Below are 25774 nucleotides of genomic sequence, written 5' to 3'. Positions count from 1 at the left end.
TAATTTTTTCATGTAGTTTAATGGTCAATTAACCGATAAATCTCATAATGAAGAAGCTTATCTTCCTAATGACCATTCTTGTACTCGTATTATCAAGTGTTTATCTTGTCATTACGATGCCGTACCGATTTTATTATACCTTCCAAGATGAAGGGATTCAATCGGACTACTTTATTGCCACTAATCGATATGAGTGGCTCTATCGTGGACTATCTCCCTATGAAAAATCTCGAGGTGCGACTTTATTTTGGAAACCGATACACTTTCAAAACTTTCAATTTGATATTCCTTTTGATGATGTAAGCTTTAAGCTATTTCCACGTCCAAATGTCGATAAGTTAAGTGCTTTACCGTATTTTGATATTGTTGATCACAAGAATAGACGTGTGTTAAGTGTTTATGATTTTGAAATTGAAAAATTTAAGGCCGCTATACCGATGGACCCAATTTTTAATCTTCCGGTAGTTACTCAATTTATCAAATCTTCTTCAAATCAAGCTGTTTGGCTAGATGTTTTAAACCTTAATATTAAAATAAAAAAATTAAATCTATATAGTTATAAAAATATTAAGTATCTTCTTTCGAATTACTCACTTCCAAAGCTTGGTTATTTTCTTTATATCTATAAGATTCGTAATCAAATTTTTTCAAAAGATGCAAAGAAGATTGTGCAAAATGGTCCTTTCCATATAATGCAATTTTTCGATGGGCCAAAGAATTCTGGTATCCTAAAAAGCTACTTCTATGAAAAGGGACGTCTGTACCATCAAACAATTCGCTATAATAAGAATCATCCAGATCATAATGTTGTCCTTGATAAACTTGTTAAGAATTTAAAGCTTAGTCTTTCTCGTGATGAGGAGAGTTCTCTAGCGATGTATAATGAGTTTAGAAAACTTAAGTATGAAAAGAGGTTTGAATACAAGGGGATGGCACTACTTTATAGTGCCTGGTCACATGAGCTTGAAAATGAAGCTTTCTATCGTGAAATGATCTATTATCTTGAAAAAGGTAATTACAAAACAGCTCAACTATTTAGTCTTTATGATTTTGCTAAGAAGAAGTTTGGAAAAACATTTTCAAATCGTGATGAAGTTTTAAAAGATGATCTCAAGGCAAAAATTGAAATAGAGACGAAGAAAGAGAGAAAGAAGCAAGAGAGGGATCTTGCTGATTATCAAATATCTGGCGAAGTCGACTTTAAAGATGACGATGCTAAGCTCGATTACATTCTAAAGAATATCGAAGTTAAAGAAGAAAAAGACGATTTAAGCGAGTACTAAGAGATCAAATCCTCAAAACTATCAGGGTGGTGAAAGTTTGGTGAAGTATCTGGGTGCTTATTTGAGTAGTAATAAGTGTTGTCACCTTCGGCCGTCAATACACATGTGGGAGATACTCTTAGATTAGAAAGATCTTCAAAGTTGTGACCAAGCTTCTTAAGTTCAAAGCGACAATTTAGTGTAAAGAGTTCATCCTCTGATTTGATGACAATATTATCAAGTTCAATGTCATTATACTCGGTAAGTTCTGAGCGATATGAATTGAAGATAAAGCAATTCCAACTTGAATCACTCCCAAAGTTAAATTCAAAATATTCACCATCTGTCTTATTGAGAATAAAGAATTCAAAACAAGTCTGTGTCCAAAGGCCGATAACTCGGTTCATCTTTCCATTGTCACGGTGAATGTAAATAGGAGAGAGGTCTCCCTTTAGTGTGAAGTGAAAGTTAACATGGCCGTCAATGACCTTGATCTCAGCAGAAGCTTCGAGATCAAGATCATTTTCAGCAAATGGAATTAAATTAAAATATTTTGAAATCATAAATGACTTTGTTCTTACTTTGTTAGTTACCTTTACCCATTATATTTGTTAAAAAATCCACAGGTAGTGGGAAGAAAGTTGTCGACTTACCATCTCCGCTTGAAATTTCTTTCATTGTATCTAGATAACGAAGAGTAATCGCATTTGGTGATTCATTAAGTACCTTTGCAGCTTCTGCTAGTTTTAATGCTGCATCAAATTCACCTTGAGCTGAAATAACCTTTGCTCTCTTATCTCTTTCCGCTTCTGCTTGCTTTGCCATCGCTCTTTGCATCTCAATTGGAAGGTCAATTGCTTTGACTTCAACTGTTGATACTTTAATTCCCCATGGCTCTGTATGCTCATCTAAAATAGACTGTAGACGTGCATTGATTTGCTCACGCATAGATAGAATTTCATCTAGCTCAAATTGACCAATAACAGAACGTAGAGTTGTTTGAGCAATTTGTCCTGTTGCAAGTAGATAGTTCTCAACTGCAACAACTGACTTTTCTGGATCTTCAACTCTAAAGTAAACAACACCATTAACTTTAAGTGTAACGTTATCTTTTGAGATAATGTCTTGTGATGGAATATCCATTGTGACAGTTCTTAAGTCTACTTTATGCATTTTCTCAAGACCTGGAATTAGCAGTATTAAACCTGGCCCTCTAACAGCTGTGAAGCGTCCTAGAAAGAAGATGACACCACGTTCGTATTCTTTTAGAACCTTAACAGTGTTGAACAATAAAATTAATAGTAGAATTATAAATGGTAAGTAAGGCGCAAAATTAATCATATATCCTCCGTTGAATTGACAAAAACTTTACATTTAACTGACTCTAAAAAAAACTGAGAGTTTAATATTATATTAAGAAAACTAAGGGGAGATTTTTAATAAACTCTCTCTCTTCCTTGTCAAAAATCAATCGTCCCTCAACGTCCCCTTAGTTTTTTCTTCTTTTATTTCAATTATTTAAGCCACAAGAATTTTTTAATCTCTCTTCTTACCCAGTCGATATCGCTCTTAGTTGGTAGCTCATTCTGACACATTGAAAAGATTAAACTCATTAATTGGCGAAAAGATTTTCTTTGACTCATTTTATACCTCTATATTTTTACTTGTAACTTTAGGTTGTCTTTTTTTATGACCTCTACCTTATCACCAACTTTTAGCTTTGACATATCGCCAGTGGCCGTAAGTTGCCACAATTCTCCATTGTAGCGTGAAAAGAATTTATCACCATCAATATCTGTTACTGTAATCTCAACTCCTGTGTACGGATCTTCTGGTTCAGAGAAAATTCTTTTTCTGGACTTATAAAAGACATAGGCAATAACACCAATGAAGGCAAGAATCGCACCAATACTTGAGAAGAGTACAGTTGATGAAATTTGTAGATATGATTCCTCTGTTTGAAATAAGAACATGGAGCCAAAGATCAAACTGGCTATCCCGGCCAAGGTCAGAAGGCCAAAGCTTGTAATATATATTTCTAAGATAAAGAGAACAAAGGCCGCAATAATAAGTAGAAACGCGCCAGTATTTAATGAAAGAATATTAAATGATATTCCTGCTATCAGTATGGCCACGGCCCCTACACTTCCTGCAATAAATCCACCTGGAGCTTGGAACTCTACGTAGATGAGTGCCGCTCCAATGAGAAAAAGAATATAGGCCATATCTGGCGAAGCGAAGAAGCTTAAAAGTTTTTGCCCAAGTGTTTTCTCCATTGTCGTAAGAACATAGTTATCAGCAATCACAACCTTAAAAGGTTTATGATGTGAAAGAAAAGTTTTGTTGTTAATTGTGCTGATAAGACCGCCTACACCTTGAATTGTATCAACAATACCGTTGTGGACATTTTCTTTTAGTGCTTCTGTTTCAGTATAGCTCTTGGCCTCAGTAATCATCTTTGTGAATACTTCTTCATTTTTTCCAGTTGCGGAAGCCTGAGACTTTACGAGAGCTACCAGATCATTGACGATTTTATTTTTCATATCGCCTTCTTTAATATCTGATGTCCCTGAAATTGGAGTTGCTGCACCAATTCGCGTTCCATCGGCCATGTAGAGTACTGGGATGCTACTTGCAATAATTGCTCCAGCACTTGTTGCTGATGCTGAACTAGGCCCCACCCATCCAATCACTAGGTTTTCGCTATTTGCAATTAGGTGCATGATCTCTTTAGTAACACTAACTAATCCGCCGGGAGTGTTTATCTTAATTAAGATCGCGCTTTCTCTTTCGCCTTCAATACTTTGAAAGGCTTTTTGAAGGTAATTTAAAGTGGCCGGAGTGATGGCCTCTTCAATATTAACCGCAACGATTTTATTGATATTAACTTCTTTGGCTTGGTTAAAGCTATCCGCTGCAACTGCGCCGAATGACGTTAAAAATAGAGTAAAGAGTACTACAAAACTTGTAATGATATGCTTCTTCATATATGTTGACCTGCTTATTAAAGGAGATTTCATGTCATCAAATAATATTACTTATAAAGTAATTATCGCTCATTTTTTTAATCCTATAAATGATAAAAAATGTGAATTTTTAGAAGATTATGCAATTGTTGCAAAGCGCACGACAAAAGGTGATTACAAAATCATCGATCGTATGCCTAAGAAAGAGCTTACGGACTATTTAGCGCGTAAGAAAAATGTTGAAGTGATCGACAAGAGTGGCCAATATATTATCCCTGGTCTTTATGATACGCACTTTCACTGGGTACAAGATGCCGTTTGTGAAATGCCAAAGGCCAATCTTCTTAACTGGCTTGAAAATTACACTTGGCCTTATGAAGCAAATTTTAAGAAGCTAGCTTTTGCACGTAAAAAAGCAAAAGAATTTACTTCAAAGATTGCTAATAACGGAACGATTGGTGGAGCATGTTATGGCTCAATTCATTCACACTCTGTCTCAGAAGCACTTAAAAATTTTAAGGGTGATTATATTCTAGGTAATGTTCAAATGACGATGAACTCGCCAGAGTACCTAACAATGGGCGTAGAGGAGACAATTGCACAAACTGAAGCTCTTGCAAAAGAATACAAAGATAAATATGCAGTGACACCTCGATTTGCCATTACAACAGATCCTGTAACAATGGCCGCAGGTGGTAAAACTGCTAAGAAACATCGCTCTTTTATTCAAACTCACTTAAGTGAAACACAAAATGAAATCGACTTTGTACTTAGTATCTATAAGGACATTAAGGGATTTGAAAAAGTAAAAACTTATACTGAAATCTACGACAAAGTTGGACTTCTAACTCCTAAGACAATCATGGGGCATGGTATTTATCTTTCTCCAAAAGAGTTAAAGCTTTTAGGTGAAAAGAAAACGATGATTGCACATTGTCCAACAAGCAATGCTCCAATAAAGGAGCTAGGGCTAGGTTCGGGACTTTTTGATTATAAGAGAGCAAATCGTTACAACGTTCACTGGGCGCTTGCCAGTGATATTGGTGGTGGACCTTTCCTTTCGATGCTTGATGTAATCAATTCATTTGTTATGCAAAACCATAAAAGAGGCCACCGCGATACTTCCTACACTCAAGGTCTCTACCGCGCGACGCTTGCTGGAGCAAATTCCCTTAAATTAGAACAAGAAAGTGGGAATTTCGAAGTTGGGAAAAAGCTACATTTTGTGAGCCTTGGTGACAAAAAAATGAGCGCGAGCTTAACGACTGAGGAAAAACTTAAGAAATTGATTAAGAGGCCTAACAAAGATAGGGCCTTATACGTGGATTTGATTGAAGCGACGTATTATAACGGCAATGTGATTTCAGACAGTTAAGCTGGCTAAATCGATGATGTTGAACAATATCGGCTATCGACAATAAAATTACGAGAAAATTGTAAAAAGTTTTCTTACAAATCTGTTAATATGTTTACAAAAATATTTTATTGCTTTAGAATATATTAAGATACGAATCGTAAGTGCTTGAATATAATACTTAGGAGAAATACATGAGAAGTTTTAGTCACATCGCGAAACTAATTAAAGAAAAGAGAACAGCACATCCAAAAGGATATTCTCAATCAGAATTATCACACCTTCTTGGTTACAAGAATGGTCAATTCATTTCTAACGTTGAACGTGCTCTTTGCAACATCCCACTAAAGATGTTACGTAGAGTTTGTGAAATCTTAGACATTAATGAAGCTGAATTAAAAGACGCTATCATTAAAGATCACGAAGAAACTTTAGATAATTATCTAAAGGATGGATCAGGTGTTGTTGGTGCAACAACTGGTGCTGAAGCAACGACGACTTCAAACTTCGTTTACTAATCTGATTACCTTTTCGAAGGTTGTTAGTTAGAAAATATTGATAAAAAAAGAGGGAGCGAAAGCTCCCTTTTTTTATGTTCAGGATGAATGGTAGTAAATTTAATTATAAACCTTTATATGCCTTGTAATCTTCAAGTGAACCAACAGACTCTTCAGTATCATCTGCATAATTTGCTTCAACTTGAGTTTGAAGATAGTGTGGATCTTCAATTTCTTCTTCTGTAACCTCTGGCTCAACTTCACCAACTGGAAGTTCGTGATTTGAAGAGTAAGTTAGATCCATTTTTAACGATTCAAATTTTTCTTCAAATACTTTTAGATCTTCTTCTTTAAGTCTTTCTTTAAAGGCCAAGAAAGTCTTTTGTGTTTCAATAAAATTGCGCTCAAGCTTTTCTCTTTGCTTCTCACCAACGCGCTCAAAGTTATCAAAGTACTTGCGTCTGGCCATAATGTGCTGCTCAAGTAAATTGAAGTATTTTACAATGATAAAGTCTTCGCCACTTAAATGTTGTGGATTCGGTCGACGATTCTTGCTTGGTCCACGACGTCTACGATTTCGGTTAGAAGATTTATTAGACGGCTTTTTATTTGTTGCTTGTCCCGATTGAGCACTCTTGTTTGCCCCTTGTTGAGGCTGTTGAGCTTTATTAGGATTCGCTGCACTTGCATTTGCTGGACGCTTACGACGTCTGCGATTATTCGAGCGACTTCTGTTCCCACGATTTTGCGGCTTGTCTGAAGATGCTGATGATGAATTTGAGGCGTTCTTGTTGCCTTGCTCCATTATGATTCCTTAGATTATTAACTTTTAGATTTAATTTTAATTATAGCCCCTAATATTGCTAAGTAAAGCTACAACTTGTCTAACACCTATGATAAAATTGGCCAATTTCAATTGAACAACTCTCTAATTTTTTAAAAAGGGGAAATTATATGACTAAAAGAGTTAAAGTTGCAGTTACAGGTGCAGCGGGACAAATTGGTTACGCGATTCTTTTTAGAATTGCTTCTGGTCAAATGTTTGGTCCAGAAACAGAAGTAGAATTACAACTTCTTGAACTTCCACAAGCTCTAGGTGCACTTGAAGGTGTAAAAATGGAACTTGATGACTGTGCATTTCCATTATTAAAAAATATTGTTTGCACAGATAAAATGGAAGTTGCATTTAAAGATGCAAACTGGATTCTTGCTATCGGTGCCGTTCCAAGAAAAGACGGAATGGAAAGAGCTGACCTTCTAAAGGTGAACGGTGGAATTTTTGGTCCACTTGGTAAGGCCATGGCCGCTCACTCTGCGCCAGATTCAAAATTATTCGTAGTTGGTAACCCATGTAACACAAATTGTTACATCGCAATGGAAGCTTCAGGACTTGATAAGTCTCGTTTCTTTGCAATGACGACTCTTGATGAGAAGAGAGCTAAGACTCAACTGGCTCAAAAAGCAGGTGTTGATGTAACAGAAGTTACAAATATGACAATTTGGGGTAACCACTCAGCAACTCAATACCCAGATTTCTACAATGCTAAGATTGGTGGAAAGTCAGCGGCTGAAGTTATCACTGATGAAGATTACCTAAAAGGTGAGTTTATTGAAACTGTACAAAAAAGAGGTGCAGCTATCATTAAAGCACGTGGAGCATCTTCTGCTGCTTCTGCTGCAAATGCTTGTGTAAACGGTGTTTACGCTTTAACTCACGATACTCCTGCTGGTGAGACATTCTCTATGTGTCTTGCATCTAAGGGACAATACGGTGTTGATGAAGGGCTAATCTTCTCATTCCCATGTCGTGTTGAAAACGGTGAGCTTAAAGTTGTTGAAGGACAAGAGCACAATGCATTTGGACAAGAAAAGTTTAATGCAACTCTTGAAGAGCTTCGCGCTGAAAGAAATACTGTAAAAGAACTAGGTCTAGTTTAATTATAGTAAGGTGCCTGCTTGAGATCTTGCGGGCACCTTATATCCTAAATCCTTATCCCCAATTTTAATTTCGCTAATAATTGAATAATTATAAGTGGCGCTAAAGAAGAGTAAGCGACAATAGTCCATTCTTTTGAACCAATCACTTTTAAGTTCAAGATACTTCTTAATCCTGGAATATAAATTGTAGCTAACAATAGTATGATACAAAGAAGTACAGCTCCCCATACGTGAATATTCTTCGTTATTTCATTAATTAATATATTTGAACTCTCAAGTCTCATGTTGAATACATGAAAGACTTGACCAAGGCCTAGGCTTAGAAAGGAGACAGATAAGGCGCTTTGACTATCTTGAGTTGTTGATAGGGTATAGAAGAATCCTGTAAGGACACTCGTTGTTAAAATGAATCCGTATAGTGATATTAGGGCCCACTTTCTCTTTGTTATAATTTGTTCGTCTCTTGGCCTTGGAGCTGCTTTTAGATAATTTTGATCTCCTTCTCCCATTCCCAAGGCAAGGGCCGGGAAAACATCTGTTACTAGATTTAAAAAGAGAATCTGTAGTGGTAGTAGAGGTAATGGCATATTCATAAGTGATGCAATTGATACAATAAGAATTTCACTTATATTACATGAGAGAAGATACACAACAAAACGCTGAATATTACTATAGATGATACGTCCTTGCTTGATGGCCAAGATAATTGTATTAAACTGATCATCTTGTAGGATCATATCAGAAGCCTCTTTTGCAATTTGAGTTCCTCTTTTTCCCATTGCAATTCCAATATCAGCATGATTTAAGGCCGCGGCATCATTAACACCATCACCCGTCATAGCAACAACAGCATTCTTTTCTTGAAAGTGTTTAATGAGATCAAGTTTTTGTAATGGCCCAACTCGACTAAAAACCTGTCCACGATTTATCTTCTCTTCGATTTCTTTGTTCCAATCTTTTCTTTGCCCCAAAATTTTCCCATTAATTGAAAAGAAATTATCACTTTCAATTAGGCCAATATCCTTTGCAATTTTTAGGGCCGTACCTTCTTGATCTCCAGTAACCATAATTGTTCTAATTCCGGCCTGTTTCGATTTTTCGATAGCATCTTTAACATCCGAGCGTGCTGGGTCAAGTAAAGCAACAAGTCCTAAGAAGGTGAGTTGATCGTAAGGAAAGTTATCTATATTCTCAACATCCTTTGTCGCAAGTGCTAAGATTCGAAGACCTTCACTGGCAAGCTTATGATTTTCTTGATTCCATTCTTTTTTTAATTCTTCATTAAACTCAATTACTCCATCAATATTTCGAATAGACGTACACGCCTTTAAAACTGCTTCAGGGGCACCCTTAACTGCCACGAGTATTGAATTGGCCACTTGATGATATGTGGCCATCATAAGAGTTGAGCTATCAAAGGGGACCTCTTTTAGTTCAGGCATCAGCTGGATCATTTCAGCTCTTTTAATTTTAAACTTGGCCGCTACTTCAAGTAGAGCGATCTCCATTGGGTCTCCAATATTATGGCCCTTCTGCTTGCGATTAATTTCTGAGTTGTTACAAAGAACTCCAATTTGGAGAAGTCGTTTTAATTCATCATCAATGAATTGATTTTCCACTTCGTTCATATCATAGCTCTTGTTTTGAGACTTATAGAGCTGCACAGTCATTTTATTTTCAGTTAGAGTTCCGGTTTTATCGGTGAAGATAATTGAGGTGGCTCCTAGTGTTTCAACAGCAGCAAGCTTGTTAATAAGAGCATTGTTATTTGCCATTCTCCACATACCTTTTGCCAGGGCAAGAGTTGCAACAATAGGAAGTCCTTCAGGTATTGTTGCGATGGCAAGTGCTATGGCCGTCTCAAGCATCAGAATAGGCGGCTTTCCTGCTGTAATACCACTAATTGCAATGACGGCGGCAATGACTAATGAGAACCAAACAATTTGACCTGCTAGTTTATTTAGTCGTTTCTCAAGTGGGGTGGTCTCATCATTATCTTTTCTATCTTTTTCTACTTCTTTTGCAATTATACCAACTTCAGTATCCATTGCCGTAGCTATAACAATACCGCGACCTGATCCTCTTGTTATGGAGGTTCCTTTAAAGAGAATATTTTTTCTCTCGGCAATAATCATGTCGTCTTGGAGAGCTTCGCTTATTTTATCTACTGGTACGGACTCACCCGTTAAAAGAGACTCATTTACATTTAAGTTATTTGCTTGAACTATTCTAAGGTCTGCTCCCAGAATATCTCCTGCTTCAAACAAGACAATATCACCTGGTACCAACTCTTTCGTATTAAGATGTAACGATTGTGCTTCTCGTATAACTCCACATCTCGTTACACCAATCTTCTTTAAGGCCTCCATTGAGCGTATGGCCTTAAGTTCTGTGAAGAATCCCAAAGCTGTATTGATAATTAAGACTGCAACGACAGTGAAGCCTTCTACAATATGACCAATAAAGAAAGATATTAGGGCCGCAATTAGTAGTAATAAAACGATGATACTTTTTAATTGGCGAATGAGTATTGTAATTTTGGATGTACTTACTTTTACAGAGAGTTCATTTGGTCCATAGAGACGTAGTCTCTTTTGGGCCTCTTGATGTGTGAGACCTTTTTCAATATCAGTTTCAAGTAAAGTTGAAACATCGATGTCACTGCATTTAGAATAGAATAGGCTATTGTATTTTTTCATATACTCGCCCTTCTTGAATTTATTTTATGAGAGTTAGAATCTCTCTTTGTTCTTCAATACTAAGTGGTTTAATCGTGTCAGCTTTTTTTCTTTTGATTCCACTTTTAGCAATAACTTTATCGAGATGATGAATACGATCAACCACATTCTTTGTCATCTTAAATAGCCAATCAGGTAGTTGTTCTTTGATCGTTTCACTATCGATTTCCATAAGGGTTACCTTTGACTTTGCCATGACATAAGCTGCGCGGTGAGTGCCTGCAAAAAAGGCCATCTCTCCAATCATCTCCCCTGGGCCAACTAGTGCAACTGGACTTACCTTATTGCCATCAACAACAAAGACAAGTAATTCTCCTTCCTCCACTAGATAGATTGTGTCCGAAGAGTCTCCTTGTTTAATGATGATAGTATTTTCATTATGAACAATTCTCATATGGCCTCTTATTTTAATTGAGTAATCTGCTTGAGCTTAATGACTAATTCACTTACAAGCTTAGGGTAATAGATAGATTGTGGGGCTTTATTAGAAATAAATAAAGGGTTTCTTGTATAATTTTGCTTAAGAACTTCGTTAAAATCTACGATGTCGACATTTTGATGGGCCGCTATCTTTTCTAACTGTTTTATAAAAAGAGGATGTGATGACTTTACTTCACATGCAAAGGCAACCTTTTGTAATGCCTGATCATATGCCTTTGTAATTTCACCTTGCTTCTCAAAAAATTCTTGTTTCAGTTGATGAAACTTTGTGTTGGCCAAAATATTCTTATCAAGTGATTGTACAAGGACATGGGCCTCTTTTGTTTTTGACTCTGACAGTAATGTCTCAAGCTTACTTAGGGCATCTTCAAATAGAACACTTGTTGTATCCTGACAAATTTTTAAATCATTAATTTCCATATTAATTGGAGGGATTATTGTCAGGATGTTGATACCCTGCGATTTTAAGTTTCTGAAGAATTTTTCCAGGCGAATATCATAGAGTAGTAGCTCTTTTTCTAGAATACTTCTAAATCTCTCAGGTGAAAGGTTCTCGAAATCAATTTGTTCAATCTCTGAAGTTAACTGCTTAAGATTTTCGTTTAAAAATATTAATCTTGAAAGATTAGGGTGTAATTTTATTAAACTTTGGATGTACAGATTTCTAAAAAATTTAAAATTCTGATTATTTACTTTTATGGCATCTTTTTTAGTCGGATAAATATCTTCTTGTAATTCAGAATATCCAGAAGCAAGAATGAGAATTTTTGGAACTTTTTTTAAAGCAGCAACTCGCTCAATCGTGCGATAAAGTGATTCACCTTTAGTGGAAATATTATAAATTGATAACGGACGAGCAAGTTTCTTTGAAAGCTGAGTCGTAATATCGTTAATAAATGGACCTATTGAGACACCCATCTCGTCGCCAACAATAAGTACATCTGCATTTGATGCAACTTCATCTGGGCCAAAGACTCCAGGGGCCATGACATAAGGTGCTGGCGTTTCACGCAGAGGCGCTTCGTGATAATGGTAACTTAGAAGTCCCAAAATTGTGATAATGAACGCACAGGCCAAATAAAATATGATGTTAAATATTTTTTTCATAAAAACTAATCAAGATTTCCCTATGACTTTATTATATACGTAATTTCTGGTACATAGAAGACCTTATGAAAGATGCAAAAAACACCAGATGGGTACCCGAGCTTTTAGCTCCAGCAGGTAGCCTAGAAAAATTGAAAGTGGCCATTAGTTACGGTGCAAATGCCGTTTATCTTGGTGGTCAAAAGTATGGACTTCGCCAAGCGGCCGATAACTTCACTATTGATGAGATACGTGAAGGGGTTGAGTTTGCTCACGAGCGTGGCGCTCTTGTCTACGTCGTCTTAAACTCATTCTTCCATGATAAGGATTTTGACGGCCTACTTGATTTTATCAAAGAGCTCGATGATGTTGGCGTTGATGCGGTAATCGTTTCTGATCCTGGCGTTATTAATTATATCGCGGAAAATACTAATCTCGAGGTTCACTTATCAACACAAGCAAGCTGTTTAAACGTTGAAAGTGCAAAGCTTTGGAAAAAACTTGGCGTAACTAGGATTGTTCTTGGCCGTGAAGTTTCAATTGCGGATGCCAAGAAGATCAAAGAAGAAGCCGGTGTTGAAATCGAGATGTTCGTGCACGGTTCAATGTGTATGGCCTATTCCGGAAATTGTGTCATTTCAAATTATACGCAAGGACGTGACTCTAATCGTGGTGGTTGTGCTCACAGTTGTCGCTTTGAATACAAAATCGAAGACGGTAAAAAAGAGCTTAATAGTTATTTCATGAGTTCTAAAGATCTTGAAGGTATTAGACTTTTACAAGACTTTATTGATGCAGGAATCGATTCGCTAAAAGTAGAAGGACGTATGAAGTCTCCTATGTATGCTGGAACGATTTCTATGGTTTATTCAGGCGCCCTTGCTTATTACAAAGAGCATGGAAACTTCTTAAGTGATGATCTTTTAAAATGGGAAGAGGAACTTACGAAAGTTACTCACCGTGCTTATACGCAAGCTTCTTTAGTTGATGAAGCTGATGAAACATCAATATATAACGATCGTGAACACGAGGACAAAACATACAGGGCAATTGGTAAAGTTGCTCAAGTTGTCGATAACGAATTTATCGTCGTTGATGTTAGAAGTGCATTTGAACTAGGAGAGTCTCTTGAGATTATGCCTTTTTCTAATGCTCATGTTGATGTAAGAGTTGATCATATTTCAAATCTTGCGGGGGAGAATTTTGAACGTACACGTCCTGGTGCACTTTTTAAAATCCCTTATGTTGCAGGTGTTGAGGTAAACAACCTTGTACGTGCAAAGGTTGTTAGCTAATGAAGACAACAACATACCTAAATAATTTAAATGATCTTCCTAATATTATCGCTAATAAGGCAACAATTAGTGAAGTTATTCTAGCGACTCGTCTGTTTTCTCAAGTTGGGAAACTAACAATTGAAGAGATGTCCCAGGCCATCGATTCTTTAAAGTCTGAAGGAATCTCTTATTGTCTTGAGTGGGATATTCTAATGACTGAATCTCGCTTTAGCATGTATAAAGAACAATTTAGAAAATATGCTGATCTTGAATTTAAAAGTATTCGCTTAAGAGATCCTGGAGCAATCAATTTTTGTCTAAATGAATATCCAGAACTTGATATTGATCTTCTTCTCGATACGGGGGGACATCATAACCTACATTCAATCAAGGTTTGGAAGAAACTAATTGGTGAGCGTTTAAGAAAGATTGTTTTATCAATTGAGTTATCAAGTGGTGTGGTTAAAGAGTTTTGCTCAGAAATTAAATCTTGGGTCGTAGAAACTGAGCTTCTTGTATTTGGTCGCATTTTACTTTTCTATACACCTCGTAATCTTGTCTCTCCTTTGTATTCAGATGAGAAACTAGAAGACGACTATATTGAAGTGAGTGGCTCTAGTGAAGAATCTCCGCATAAAGGTTTTCCAATTGTTGAAAATCAACATGGAACATTTATGTTCAATACGAAGGATCAATTTCTATTAGAATATATTGATGAACTGAAAGAGTGCGGAGTTAATGATTTAAGAGTGGATACGCGCCATCTTGAAAATAATAATCTTCTTTCTGATGTTATCTCTTTAGTAAATGACTTCGATAAGGATAAAGCAAAAGAAATTAAAGAACAATTTGGCAACTCTACTACTCGTGGTTTCTTTCACGTAAATAAGTCTGATGTACTTTTTAAGAAGCTAAAAAATAAGCGCACTCAACGTCAAGACGAAGGCTTTTTAGGTGAAGTCGTTGATGTTGTGAAAAAGTCTCATATGGCCATTCTTATTAAGGGAATGCGTGGGCAGGATCGTGCCCTAAGTGTAGGAGATGAGCTTCGTTTAACAACGCCTGATGGAAAAGTTAAAACAACTAGAGTTCATAAAATTACACATACTAATGGAACAGAAACAGAGTTTGCTAAGACTGGAGACTTAATTCTTGTTGCGCACGTTAGTGGTGTAAGTGTTAAGACAATGGCCTATAAAAATTAAATAAAGCTAGCTCTTACAAATTGAATCCAGATTCCGCCATTGTTGATCCTTTGTGATCTTAGAATCTTAAATTTTTTATCAATGATAAATGTCTCTGGGATAACAGCATAGGCGCTTTTGGCGCCAATTTGTTGTGCTTTTGAGAAAAAGTCATTCACAAAGTCGTGGATATTTTTTTGTGTTTTAATTCTTTTTCCGTACGGAAGATTACAAGCAATAATGATATTGTCATGATTAAGTTCTTTCATCTTAAAGAAATCGCCATGAGTAACCTCTAGATTATATTGCTCTAGATTCTTTTTGATCGCCTTGATATTGTCTTGGTTTATATCATTTGCAAAGGCCTTCCTGGTAATTTCAATAGGTGCCATCTCTATCTTCTTTGCTGGAAGTTTTCTAAAGATTGGAAAGTTCTCAAAATTATAAGCTCTCTTATTATTAAGCTCGTCTTGTAAGAGGTATTCACTGACAATTGTGCCAGAGCCGGCCATCGGATCAAGCAGGGGATAGTCACTGTCTTCATTTTCGTTGATAAAACGGATTAAAGCGGCCCCAAGAGATTCTCTCATCGGTGCTTTGGCACTGAGGATTTTATGTCCTCTCTTATCTAATCTTTCACCTGAACAATCGATTGATAATTGGCACATATCTTCTTCAAAGCGTAAAAAGATTATTGGTGGATGACTCCATTCTAATTGTGAGTACTTCGCTTTAAAAGGCTGGGCCTTTTGATAGTCACTTATTGCATCTTTTGTGGCCTTAATGATTTTGCGATCATCAAATAAACGCGAGTTATGAGAGCTAACTTTAAAGTCATTCTCAGTTGTCGGTATATATTCATTCCAATTTATTTTAGTAAGTTTCTTATAAAGTTTAGGAAGATCTCTTGCTTTAAATTCTTCAATTCTAAGAAGTGCTCTCGTTGGAATTTTCAAAAATTTAATAGTGGTAAGAAGCACGAACAAGTCGCTGGATTTGAGTGTTAATCCATCTTCTAAATCAAGCACAACTTCACTGAAGAATTCGCTACTTAGTAAGTCTTTTATCTCTTCTTTGGCAAAGACTTCTAGTCCTGGAGTAACAGAGAGAAATAATTCGTAAATTTTTGAAGCTTTTTGCATATTATTTATATACACGATCTTGAGTTTATAACCAATTGATCATATATAAATGATATGGCCAAACAAAGTAAATACGGAACTCTATATTTAATTGCAACTCCTATTGATGAGCAAAATCCGCTAGAGACTACAGCTTTAAATTTATTAAAGTCTGCTATTGAAAAGCGTGAGCAAAGTCTTTTTCTAATCGAGGACTTAAAGCCTTGTCGTAGACGTTGGATAAGATTTGGACTTGAGCGAGAGATTATTGAAGACTTTATTCTCTTCAATGAGCACACTCAAGTTGAGATAGAAAACGATCTCATCTCAAAGATCCAAAGCGGTAAAGATGCTTATTTAATGAGCGATGGAGGCCTTCCGGCCTTTTGTGATCCAGGTCAAAAACTAGTTAAAAGGTGTCATGAACTTGGTATTCGTGTCACTTGTACGCCTCATAGTAATTCTATTTCACTAGCTGTAGCGCTATCTGGTATTGATTGTGCAAATTTCACCTTTGCTGGTTTCCCTCCTCGAAGACCAGAGGAGCGCAAAGAATTTCTAAAGAAATTAGCAAAAGTCGATATGCCTAAGATACTAATGGATACTCCCTATCGCTTAACAAGACTTCTTGAAGAGTCTGTTGAAGTATTTGGTGAGCGTATTGGCTTTGTTGGGATGGAACTTAACGGTGAGGAAGAAGAATTAAAATATGGTAAGTTGTCGAAATTACTCAAAGAAGTTTCTGGTTTAAAGAAAGAGTTCATTCTTATCATAAAGTAATTGTTTAGAGGCCAAGCAAATCAGATAGATTTTTCCAAAGCATAAATGGAATGTTGTTGCTTCGAATAAAATCTGCTAAATTGCCTAAATCATTAGGTATGTACATGAAAAAAGACAATTTAGACGCTCAGGCAACAAGCGATCGTAAGCTTGAGCATATCAAATTAACAGATGCTGCACAGACAGCTCACATCTTAGCTGATAAGCGCTTTTACTATGAACCTCTTTTTAGTGGAAATAGAGAAGTGCCCGATCTTAGTCTAGACTTTGCAGGTCATAAGTTAGATCTACCTATTTGGGTTTCTTCTATGACTGGAGGAACGGGCATCGCTGCAAAAATTAATGAAAATTTAGCACGTGCTTGTGGAGAGTTTGGAATTGGTATCGGACTTGGCTCTTGTCGAAAGCTTCTTTCAAAAGACAGTCGTAGTCAGTTCTTCAGTGATTTTGATATTGCAAAATACTGTGGAAATTCTCCTTTCTATGCAAATCTTGGTGTGGCACAACTAGAAGAGTTGATTGATGAAGGTGCACTTAATAAAGCAAGTGATGTGGTCTCATCTCTTGGTGCAAATGGTTTAATTATTCACGTTAATCCTGCACAAGAATGGTTCCAGCCGGAAGGCGATATCATCAAGCGCTCGCCGTTAGAAATTATAAAAATATGTTTAGAAGAGTTTGATTTTCCTATCATTGTTAAAGAAGTTGGACAGGGAATGGGACCAAAATCTTTGGCCGCCCTTATGCAAATGGATGTGGCCGCAATAGAATTTGCTGCCTTTGGTGGAACAAATTTTTCTAAACTTGAATATATTAGAAATTCCAATGACTTATCTATTCATGAACCTCTGTGTCATGTTGGCCATACTGCCCTAGAAATGGTAAAAATGAGCAATCAGATTATCGATCAATTAGGAGAGCAAGTAAGGTGTAAGAACTTTATTATCTCAGGTGGAATTAAGTCATATCTTGATGGTTTCTACCTTTGTAAACTCTCAAAAGGAAATGCCATTTTTGGTATGGCCAGTGAATTTTTAAAGACGGCCATGGTTGACTATGAAAGTGTAAGTCGTCAAGTTACACAAATTAAAGCAGGTCTAGCATTTGCTAATTCATACCTTAGTGTAAGGAGTGAAAATTGAAATTGATTCAAGGTTTTTCAAAACTAACAAAAGAGCAGAAAGTTGATTTTATCTCCAAAAATCTCGAGACAGGTTCAAAGGAACAAATTCTCTCTTTCTGGCATCAGGATCAAAAATTACAAAATACTTTTGATGAATTCTCTGAGAATACCATCTCAAATTTCTACCTACCATATGGTGTGGTTCCAAATTTTGTATTAAATCAAAAAGTTTATAACGTTCCAATGGTTATTGAGGAAAGCTCTGTTGTTGCTGCTCTTTCAAAAGCTGCAAAATTTTGGAGTTCTCGTGGTGGTTTCAAGGCCGAAATTATTGGAAGTGAAAAGATAGGACAAGTGCACTTTGTTTACGAAGGTGAGAAGGCGCAACTTAAAGAGTTCTTTGAAAACGGAAAAATCGATATTTTAAACTCTCTGACTCCATTAACAATTAATATGGATAAGAGAGGTGGTGGAATTCGCTCGATTGAATTAGTTGATCTAACTGATAAAGAAGAGAATTACTACCAAATCAAAATGGCATTTGAAACTTGTGATGCAATGGGGGCAAACTTCATTAATTCTGTTTTAGAAGCTGTTGGTAAATATTTAGAAGAAAAGCTAGGAGAGCATGTACAAGTTATTATGTGTATCCTTTCTAATTATACGCCTAATTGTAAGGCCCGTGCATGGGTAGAGTGTCCGATTGAAGACTTAAATGAAAAGAGTCTTGGAATGGATGCAAAGACTTTTGTACAAAAATTTTCACGTGCAGTTCGCATCGCTCATATTGATCCGCATCGTGCAACAACTCATAACAAAGGTATCTTCAATGGTATTGACGGAGTTGTTATTGCGACAGGAAATGATTTTAGAGCAGTTGAAGCATGTGGGCACACATATGCTGCAAGAGATGGACAGTATCGCTCATTAACTAATTGTAAGGTTGAAGGGGATAAGTTCTTATTTGAAATTGAAATTCCATTAGCATTGGGAACTGTTGGTGGATTAACAAAGCTACATCCTCTAGCGAAGATGTCTCTTGATATATTAGAGCGTCCAAGTGCAAATGAGCTAATGATGATTACAGCAAGTGTAGGACTTGCTCAAAACTTTGCAGCTCTAAAGAGTTTAGTGACAAGTGGTATTCAAAAAGGACACATGAAAATGCACCTAATGAATATATTGGGACAGCTTGAAGCTAATAATGAAGAGAAAGAAAAGATTGCTGAATACTTTGCGGACAAGGTTGTTTCGTTTAGTGCAGTAAGAGAACAACTAGAGAGTTTAAGAAACTAAATTATGAACACAACACACACAAGCAACACAATTTTAAAGTATTTGGAAGGAGAGCAATTTCTTGAACTTCCAAAGAATGGCCAATTATATTTTGGACATGGAAAACTACTTCTATCTGGAGAGTATTTTGTTTTAGATGGTGCTCAAGCACTTGGTCTACCAACAACTGTTGGACAATCTCTTCGCGTACAATATTCGGCTTCTTTTGACCCAAAGTTATATTGGAAGTCATATGATCCGGCCGGAAAATTATGGTTTGAAGTTATCTTTGAGTTTTGGCACTTCAATATCTTAAATGAAAACCCAACGAAAGAGATGATGGTTCTACAGCAAATGCTTAGACAGGCCAGAAGACAGAATAAGCACTTTCTAAGAGATGGTGTTGATGTTCATGTTGTAACACAACTTGGATTCCCTCTAGAATGGGGACTTGGGTCTTCATCGACATTAATTCATAATATCGCTGATTGGGCGATGGTTTCACCATTTGAGTTAGCATTTAATACTTTAGGTGGATCAGGTTATGACATTGCTTGTGCGCAAAGTGATGATCCAATTATCTATCAAAAAAGTGGTGATGGGCCAAAGTGGTCACCTGTAGAATTTAATCCATCATTTAAAAATAATTTATACTTTATTTATCTAGGTCATAAGAAAAATTCTCGTGACGCTATTGAATATTATAATCAATTACGTCCGCATTCACCGGAAGTAATTAATACAATTAGTGAACTTTCAAATCAGATTGCTGCGGCAAAGACACAAGAAGAGTTTAATTTCTTAATTCGTGCTCACGAAGAAATCATTGGAAAGCAGTTAAAGCTTAAACCTATTAAGCAAGAGGCGTTTAGTGACTTTGATGGAGAAATCAAATCACTTGGTGCATGGGGTGGAGATTTCATTCTTGCTTCAACAATGAATAATAGAAAGTACGTTTCAAATTACTTTGAGGAAAAAGGCCTAAAGGTTATCATTCCTTACCGTGATTTAATTGTCGATAATGATCCAAAAGTTGAAGCTAATAATGTCCACTAATTTCAAGTTAACGAATTATAATATAGAAAAATTAAATGAAGGCCGCTCTTTCACAGTAAAGAGCCCTTCAAATATTGCATTAATCAAGTACTGGGGGAAATATGGGGAGCAACTGCCTTCTAATCCTTCACTGAGTGTGACACTTGATAATGCTCACACTTTAACAACTTATAAGATTACTAAATCTAATAAATTTGAATTAGATTTTAAATTTGAATCTCTTAAGAATGAAAAGTTTCAGGCACGTGTTGAGAAATTCTTTAATCGCGCCATCGAATTCTTCCCATTCATTAATGAGTGCAATATTGAAATGGATTCAATGAACTCATTTCCTCATTCTTCAGGGATTGCTTCTTCCGCTGCTTCAATGTCTAACTTTGCAAGTGCACTATGTGAAATCGAGAAGCTTGTTACTGAAGAAGATCACGACGAAGAGTACTATCTAAAGAAAGCTTCTTTTATGGCCAGATTAGGATCAGGGAGTGCTTCTCGCTCGCTTTTTCCAAAAATGTCGATTTGGGGAAAATCTGTTCAAGGTAGTTCTCAAGACTATGCAATTGGGCTTGATAGCTTTGATAAGTCTTTTGAAGGTATCTGTGATTCTATTGCTATTGTAAGTGCAAGTGAAAAGGCCGTTAGTTCAACAGCTGGTCACGCTCTTATGAATACACATCCATTTGCAAAGACGCGTTTTTTAAATGCATGTAATAACTTTAATTCACTTTGCTTTGCTCTAAGTAGTGGTGATTTTAATTCTTTTGCTGAAATTGTTGAGGCCGAGGCGCTAGAACTACATGGCCTGATGATGAATTCAAAACCATCATTTATTCTTATGGAGCCGAATACTTTGGCCATCATTGCAAAGATTAGAAACTTCAGAGCACAATCAGGCGCAAAGATATGTTTCACTCTTGATGCTGGTCCAAATGTTCACATTCTTTATTTGAAGGAAGATGAAGCGAAGGTACGTCAATTCATCGAAGAAGAAGTAACTAAGCTGTGTCATAATGAGATTGTTATCCATGATCACATGGGTAATGGTGTTGAGGTTGAGTTTCTAAATCGAGAATCATAATGGAAAATATCGGAAGCTTCAGTGCTAAAATTCTTCTTTTTGGTGAGTATTCAATTATTCGTTCTTCAAAAGCATTAGCAATGCCTTATGCTCTTTTTGATGGGAAATTAAATTTTCCAGAAGATCAAAATACTGGAATTGATTCTGAGCTTTCTGCATTTTCTCAATACTTAAAAAAACAAAATGAGAAAGGGAAGCTAAGCTTTAACTTTGATCATCAATCTTTTTCTTTTGATATTTCTAGCGGTATTAGATTTAAATCGACTATCCCTCAAGGCTATGGTGTTGGGAGCTCTGGTGCTCTTTGTGCAGCCGTTTTCGATCGCTATGCTCGTATATGTGATGAACAAAGAAATGATATCGCATTCTTAAAAGATTGCTTTAAAGAAATGGAGTCGCATTTTCATGGTTCTTCATCTGGAGTTGATCCGCTTATAAGCTATCTAAATGTTCCACTATTAATTGATAGTAAGAAGCAACTAACTGAAGTCGTTCTTAAAAATGATTCCAAAGGGCCAGGGCTTTTCCTTTTAAATACTGGCCGTGCAAGAAGAACTGAGCCATTGGTAAATCTTTTTATGGAAAAGTGTTCATCTAAGGATTTTGCCTATCTTTGTGATCGTGTTTTAACACCGATTTCAGATGAGTGCATTAAGTACTATATTGCTGATGATCGCGAACAACTTTGGAAGAAGTTTAAAGAGCTGTCATCTTTTCAGTTTGAACATTTTAATCCGATGATTCCTGCTCTCTATCGTGATCTTTGGAGCGAGGGGCTTGAGTCAGATGATTTTTATTTAAAGCTTTGTGGCGCCGGAGGGGGAGGATTCCTTCTAGGCTTGGCCCGAGATATCTCTAAGCTTCCTACACAGCTAGCTAATTTTGAATTAAGACCAGTATAATAAAGGCCCACTTAAAATGGGCCTAGTTTTTAATTATTTTAATCCATACATTTTTCTAATATCAGCGAGCTTGTGAGTAGGAGTCGCTTTTCTTTTTTCATTACAAATTTTCATCGTTCTCATTGCATAGACTCCAGAGAATACTGATTGTTTTGTAATATAGTTATATCTAATATCTGAAACTACTTCATTCTTGTCATTTACTTCAAACTCTTGAAATACTTCGACGGCCATTGCTTTTGCACTATATTCAACATCTCCATTTGGCCATGGAAAGGGAGAACATTGTCCTACAGATAATGCATATTCATTTATAGAAACACGACACTTGTAGTTCTCATCATGCTTACCTTTTTCACACCATGTGCTTGCAAGGATATTTGTAGTTGCTAGTATAGATAGTAGTAAAATAATATTTTTCATAATTTTCTCCGTTTACTTTTTTATTTTTTAATTTGATTTGTTACTGTTCAATTCCATAAAGATCTTTAACTTCTACTAGAGTGTAAGTTTCAAGATTATTCATGGCCTTACGACAATCCCAGTATGAGTCCATGGCCTGCACTCCGGCACTTGTTCCACTTGTTGTGCTAAGAACAGTTCTTCTTTCAGTAAGCAGATTATGATTCTCATCTTTTAAATATACTTCCTCCACAAAAGCTACACCTGCAAAGGCATTATATGATTCGATATACATATTATCGTTGTACCAACATTTACCTTTTTTAAGTACGTGCTTGGCAATTACATCTCTACATTCATAAATTTTAACGTGTTTCGAAATCTGCTTACAGTTTGCAAAAGAGCTCGCTGCTGTAAGTAGTGAAAGTGCAATCATTAACTTTTTCATATTCTCTCCTCATTCAATATTTTTGTTTTCTTGTTCGAGGAAGTTATAACACAAAAAAAGTGTATTACGTGGTTTTGTGTAAATATTTTATGGTGAGCTATATTTTTGAGAGAAATTTACGTGAAATCAGCTATTTGGCCCACCTATTTGAAGAGGAGGTGGGCCGTTCTTAGGCTAGATGGCCTCTGCAACAGTAGGAGTTTGCTTTAAAACACGGGCAAAGTCGCGTGGATTAATGAAGTCCTTCCCATTTGCGTAGTTTTTAAAGTCACCTGTGGCCAACGTTGAGTTAGCAAAAGTAATTTCCTCTAAAAGGTCATCTTCCATTGCTTTAATAAGAGCGTTGTTAAATGATCTCTTTGTTTGAATTCTTGCAGTAGGAGACTGTTTAGAAATACGAGTTACAATATCTTCAAGTTCATTTTCGCTGTAAAGGATTTTACCGATGAGGCCTGCGCTTATAAGAGCATCGGCACCTACGCTTTGAGAAGATAGTAGGTATTGCATAAGCTTTGCACTATTTGCTTTTTCATTAGTAAGGGTATTCATACCGGCCATTGGTGTGATTCCCTTATCAAGTTGGTTAAATGTCACACTAAAAGAAGGAGCACAGTAGCGAATATCACCACCCATAGCTAATTCAAGACTAAATGGGCAAGCTGATTTTTGAAATGACCAAAGGATCGTCTGTGGTAATAATAGTTGTCCCCAACTTAACCTTGCGAGTTGCTGTAGGGTATTACCAAGGTTTACTTCATCGAAGAATCTTAATTCTTCTTTCTTGAATAATTCAATATCATCACTAGCAAATTTAAAAACTACCGAATGAATTTCAATTTTATTAGTTAACCAATCAAAGAAGTGTTCGAGTTCATTTAAGTACGTTGAAGTATTGAAAAACTGCTCATTGTTAGCAACAACAACGTTACAAGTGCGAGTTTGTCTAGATAGTGAAATATTGAGTGTATTGTACTTAAAGAAATTACTCATTGATACCTTCCCTGGTCTTTTTAAAATTGCTATCCGATGCAATTTTTAGTTACTAAATGTAAACTCTCAGATCGATCCGTGATCTGTTAATAAAATTATTTCAATTTTGGCCTGGGTCTGTCAAATCTAAGAAGCTTTTTTTCTCATTAAATTTTCTACAAAAATACTTTCAGTATTCTTATAAGAGATGGACTTATCACATGAATTTAAGGTGTTAAGGATGTACTCTTGTAGTTGAGTGTTTTTGTCGCTATTGACGATTCTTTTGGAATCCCTTGTTTTAAGCATAAGATGAATTACTTGCTCGTTTGACTCGGTTTTTAGGATGGCCTTTACAATTAAAGAATGAAGTGTACTGTTGTTAAAGTCCCAGTTTGCGGCCTCTAATTCATTTATCGATTCTTGAGATAGTTTTTTTATCGGTATTGCTCTTTTGCTACATTCGTATTTGATATAGTGCTTGGCTATTTCAACAATTTCAGCTCGACGAAGACGTAGCGGCGGTACATTGAGTTTAACTGTTGTTATTAGATTATAAAGATCAGTAAGGATAATATCATTCTTTTCAAGCGCCTTAAGATCATTAGTGGCAATGGTAACAATTCTAATCTTTAGGGATCTAATAATATTATAGAAAGTCGCTTGATCCTCATAGCCTAGCATCTCAATATTTTTAACAATGAGGTCTTTGATTCCCTTGTTTGTAAGATCACTTATTTGCTCTAACTTCTTATGGTTGGCCACTTCTTCATCATTAAAATCGATAATATTTTCTTTATTGTCTCCGCAAATATATCGAGCATAGGCGCTTTTTCCCAGTCCAACTTCACCGTGAATATAGAGATTCTCTCTTGTGTTTTTTATGGTGTTTAATGTGTTGATAATCGACTGTCCAGTTTGTGATTTATCGCTGAATATGAAGTGATCAGGAAGTTTATTTTCTACTTTTTCACTACTTATTGTATGCTTCTTACCTTCATAGAAATAAGAGATAAGACTTGCGATGATCTTTATATTCTCAATCATAGTGAAATTAAACTTTCCGCCAGAGACACTATTTGACATGCAAATGATACCAATGCTTTCTCCATTATGATTCACGATAGGAGACATAAGAATGTTTTTTATTTCAAGGTCAACACCCGTTGCCTTCTTTTCATGAAAGCTCTTGTTGATAATGACTTTGTTGAAATAGGCTTCTTTTAAAATACTATTAAAGCTGTGATCCCTTGGAGTCACGTCACTATTTGTTCGCTCTATTTCAAATTCACCAGTTTTGGCATCAAAAAGAAAGATGTGATAATTCTCACAACGAAAGATGCTAGGAAGTTCATTTAAAATATCAATGATCTTTCCACTATAAGTCTTTTGAATCAAACTTTGAAAAAGTGAAAATAGTTCAACACCGTCATCTCGATTGATCTTAATTTTGTTTTGGCAGATTTGAAAGAGCTTATCTTTGAGTTTTGCGGTTCTGTAATGTGATAAAAAGTCTTTTAAGAAGTACTTTAATACTGTTGTCTGAGAATTTGGTTCAATAGAGATACCATAGATTGTCTTTGTTACATCCTCACAGTAAATGAAAGATCGAATAATTATACCTGTTAGCTCGAAGTCCCAGTTATTAAATAGTCTTTTCGTTTGAATTTTGATTTTTACTTTCTCTCCCAATGTGTATTTTTGAGAGCAGATGAAATTTAATCCAGATAAGTTGATTGAGTCGATTCTAACACTGTTATGCTTTATGTTTTCACGCTCAATTGTGCTAACTTCTGCACTAACTTTGTCGTCTTCATGTATTGGAAAACGATATGATTTGAAAAATTTGTAATTTTGAATATTAAACTTCAATTATTCCT

25 protein-coding genes are annotated in these 25774 nt (G+C 36.0%); 12 read left to right on the top strand and 13 right to left on the bottom strand.

The genetic code is table 11. The features are described 5' to 3' along the window. Positions 1-47: 47 nt before the first annotated feature. On the top strand, positions 48-1283 hold the full coding sequence (locus C0Z22_RS05535) for a hypothetical protein (protein WP_103217345.1): 1236 nt from the start codon (positions 48-50) through the stop codon (positions 1281-1283). Here C0Z22_RS05535 and C0Z22_RS05530 read toward each other — a convergent pair. The 4 genes from C0Z22_RS05530 to C0Z22_RS05520 form a co-directional block, all read right to left on the bottom strand. Continuing rightward, the gene (locus tag C0Z22_RS05530; RefSeq protein ID WP_103217344.1) at positions 1280-1825 is read right to left on the bottom strand and encodes a hypothetical protein; all 546 of its coding nucleotides are present in this window, start codon (positions 1823-1825) and stop codon (positions 1280-1282) included. The genes C0Z22_RS05535 and C0Z22_RS05530 overlap by 4 nt on opposite strands. Before the next feature lie 22 nt (positions 1826-1847). Beyond that, on the bottom strand, positions 1848-2603 hold the full coding sequence (locus C0Z22_RS05525) for a slipin family protein (RefSeq protein ID WP_103217343.1): 756 nt from the start codon (positions 2601-2603) through the stop codon (positions 1848-1850). A gap of 173 nt (positions 2604-2776) precedes the next feature. Beyond that, positions 2777-2905 carry a hypothetical protein gene (locus tag C0Z22_RS16310; protein WP_255407610.1) on the bottom strand — a complete coding sequence of 43 codons (129 nt, stop codon included), beginning with the start codon at positions 2903-2905 and terminating at the stop codon, positions 2777-2779. 9 nt (positions 2906-2914) lie between these two features. After that, positions 2915-4249 carry a nodulation protein NfeD gene (locus tag C0Z22_RS05520; RefSeq protein ID WP_158246825.1) on the bottom strand — a complete coding sequence of 445 codons (1335 nt, stop codon included), beginning with the start codon at positions 4247-4249 and terminating at the stop codon, positions 2915-2917. Positions 4250-4280: 31 nt separating this feature from the next. Between C0Z22_RS05520 and C0Z22_RS05515 the strand changes: the two genes are divergently transcribed. Together C0Z22_RS05515 and C0Z22_RS05510 are read left to right on the top strand one after the other, a co-directional pair. Next, positions 4281-5603 carry an amidohydrolase family protein gene (locus C0Z22_RS05515; protein WP_158246824.1) on the top strand — a complete coding sequence of 441 codons (1323 nt, stop codon included), beginning with the start codon at positions 4281-4283 and terminating at the stop codon, positions 5601-5603. Between the two features lie 173 nt (positions 5604-5776). Beyond that, positions 5777-6100: a helix-turn-helix domain-containing protein gene (locus tag C0Z22_RS05510; protein WP_103217340.1), complete on the top strand. Its 324-nt coding sequence runs from the start codon at positions 5777-5779 to the stop codon at positions 6098-6100. Positions 6101-6203: 103 nt separating this feature from the next. Here C0Z22_RS05510 and C0Z22_RS05505 read toward each other — a convergent pair whose 3' ends face one another. Beyond that, on the bottom strand, positions 6204-6884 hold the full coding sequence (locus C0Z22_RS05505; RefSeq protein ID WP_103217339.1) for a hypothetical protein: 681 nt from the start codon (positions 6882-6884) through the stop codon (positions 6204-6206). Positions 6885-7033: 149 nt separating this feature from the next. Here C0Z22_RS05505 and C0Z22_RS05500 point away from each other — a divergent pair, with 149 nt between their 5' ends. Next, complete coding sequence (locus C0Z22_RS05500) at positions 7034-8017, top strand: malate dehydrogenase (protein WP_103217338.1); 984 nt, start codon at positions 7034-7036, stop codon at positions 8015-8017. Positions 8018-8061: 44 nt separating this feature from the next. Here the strand turns inward: C0Z22_RS05500 and C0Z22_RS05495 are convergent, their stop codons facing one another. Genes C0Z22_RS05495 through C0Z22_RS05485 form a run of 3 tightly spaced genes read right to left on the bottom strand, consistent with a single transcriptional unit; the run spans position 8062 to position 12303 of the window. After that, positions 8062-10716 carry a cation-transporting P-type ATPase gene (locus C0Z22_RS05495; protein ID WP_103217337.1) on the bottom strand — a complete coding sequence of 885 codons (2655 nt, stop codon included), beginning with the start codon at positions 10714-10716 and terminating at the stop codon, positions 8062-8064. Positions 10717-10735: 19 nt separating this feature from the next. Then, positions 10736-11149, bottom strand: coding sequence for a cyclic nucleotide-binding domain-containing protein (locus C0Z22_RS05490; protein WP_103217336.1), 414 nt, complete (start codon positions 11147-11149; stop codon positions 10736-10738). Between the two features lie 8 nt (positions 11150-11157). Further along, a complete protein-coding gene (locus C0Z22_RS05485) occupies positions 11158-12303 on the bottom strand; it encodes a hypothetical protein (protein ID WP_146037807.1) in 1146 nt (381 codons plus the stop codon). 65 nt (positions 12304-12368) lie between these two features. Between C0Z22_RS05485 and C0Z22_RS05480 the strand changes: the two genes are divergently transcribed. Next, positions 12369-13577 (top strand): U32 family peptidase, encoded by a 1209-nt coding sequence (locus C0Z22_RS05480; RefSeq protein WP_103217334.1) that lies wholly within the window; start codon positions 12369-12371, stop codon positions 13575-13577. Continuing rightward, a complete protein-coding gene (locus C0Z22_RS05475; protein ID WP_103217333.1) occupies positions 13577-14764 on the top strand; it encodes a peptidase U32 family protein in 1188 nt (395 codons plus the stop codon). Before C0Z22_RS05480 ends, C0Z22_RS05475 begins: the two co-directional genes overlap by 1 nt. On the opposite strand, the gene C0Z22_RS05470 is transcribed toward C0Z22_RS05475, so the two are convergent. Continuing rightward, entirely contained in the window at positions 14761-15885 is a 1125-nt protein-coding gene (locus tag C0Z22_RS05470) for a hypothetical protein (protein ID WP_103217332.1), read from the bottom strand. The genes C0Z22_RS05475 and C0Z22_RS05470 overlap by 4 nt on opposite strands. Positions 15886-15939: 54 nt before the next feature. Here C0Z22_RS05470 and C0Z22_RS05465 point away from each other — a divergent pair, with 54 nt between their 5' ends. From C0Z22_RS05465 to C0Z22_RS05440, 6 genes are all read left to right on the top strand, one after another. Beyond that, positions 15940-16644: an SAM-dependent methyltransferase gene (locus C0Z22_RS05465; RefSeq protein WP_103217331.1), complete on the top strand. Its 705-nt coding sequence runs from the start codon at positions 15940-15942 to the stop codon at positions 16642-16644. Positions 16645-16748: 104 nt separating this feature from the next. After that, positions 16749-17786: a type 2 isopentenyl-diphosphate Delta-isomerase gene (locus C0Z22_RS05460; protein WP_103217330.1), complete on the top strand. Its 1038-nt coding sequence runs from the start codon at positions 16749-16751 to the stop codon at positions 17784-17786. Then, positions 17783-19063, top strand: coding sequence for a hydroxymethylglutaryl-CoA reductase, degradative (locus tag C0Z22_RS05455; protein WP_103217329.1), 1281 nt, complete (start codon positions 17783-17785; stop codon positions 19061-19063). The genes C0Z22_RS05460 and C0Z22_RS05455 overlap by 4 nt, the downstream gene beginning before the upstream one ends. 3 nt (positions 19064-19066) lie before the next feature. Next, the gene (locus C0Z22_RS05450; RefSeq protein ID WP_103217328.1) at positions 19067-20098 is read left to right on the top strand and encodes a GYDIA family GHMP kinase; all 1032 of its coding nucleotides are present in this window, start codon (positions 19067-19069) and stop codon (positions 20096-20098) included. Further along, the gene (gene mvaD, locus C0Z22_RS05445; RefSeq protein WP_158246823.1) at positions 20088-21173 is read left to right on the top strand and encodes a diphosphomevalonate decarboxylase; all 1086 of its coding nucleotides are present in this window, start codon (positions 20088-20090) and stop codon (positions 21171-21173) included. Before C0Z22_RS05450 ends, mvaD begins: the two co-directional genes overlap by 11 nt. Next, positions 21173-22075: a mevalonate kinase gene (locus C0Z22_RS05440; RefSeq protein WP_233189699.1), complete on the top strand. Its 903-nt coding sequence runs from the start codon at positions 21173-21175 to the stop codon at positions 22073-22075. The genes mvaD and C0Z22_RS05440 overlap by 1 nt, the downstream gene beginning before the upstream one ends. 33 nt (positions 22076-22108) lie before the next feature. On the opposite strand, the gene C0Z22_RS05435 is transcribed toward C0Z22_RS05440, so the two are convergent. The 4 genes from C0Z22_RS05435 to C0Z22_RS05420 all read right to left on the bottom strand — a co-directional run bounded on the left by C0Z22_RS05435 (position 22109) and on the right by C0Z22_RS05420 (position 25766). Then, complete coding sequence (locus tag C0Z22_RS05435; protein ID WP_103217326.1) at positions 22109-22498, bottom strand: hypothetical protein; 390 nt, start codon at positions 22496-22498, stop codon at positions 22109-22111. A gap of 40 nt (positions 22499-22538) precedes the next feature. Further along, a complete protein-coding gene (locus tag C0Z22_RS05430) occupies positions 22539-22925 on the bottom strand; it encodes a hypothetical protein (protein ID WP_103217325.1) in 387 nt (128 codons plus the stop codon). 174 nt (positions 22926-23099) lie between these two features. Then, complete coding sequence (locus C0Z22_RS05425) at positions 23100-23915, bottom strand: enoyl-CoA hydratase/isomerase family protein (protein WP_103217324.1); 816 nt, start codon at positions 23913-23915, stop codon at positions 23100-23102. Between the two features lie 126 nt (positions 23916-24041). After that, positions 24042-25766: a hypothetical protein gene (locus C0Z22_RS05420; protein ID WP_103217323.1), complete on the bottom strand. Its 1725-nt coding sequence runs from the start codon at positions 25764-25766 to the stop codon at positions 24042-24044. Positions 25767-25774: the final 8 nt, after the last annotated feature.

The sequence above is a fragment of the Halobacteriovorax sp. DA5 genome, from assembly GCF_002903145.1.
In the GTDB taxonomy this organism is placed as follows: Bacteria; Bdellovibrionota; Bacteriovoracia; order Bacteriovoracales; family Bacteriovoracaceae; genus Halobacteriovorax_A.
This window is presented reverse-complemented; position numbering and strand designations above follow the sequence as displayed.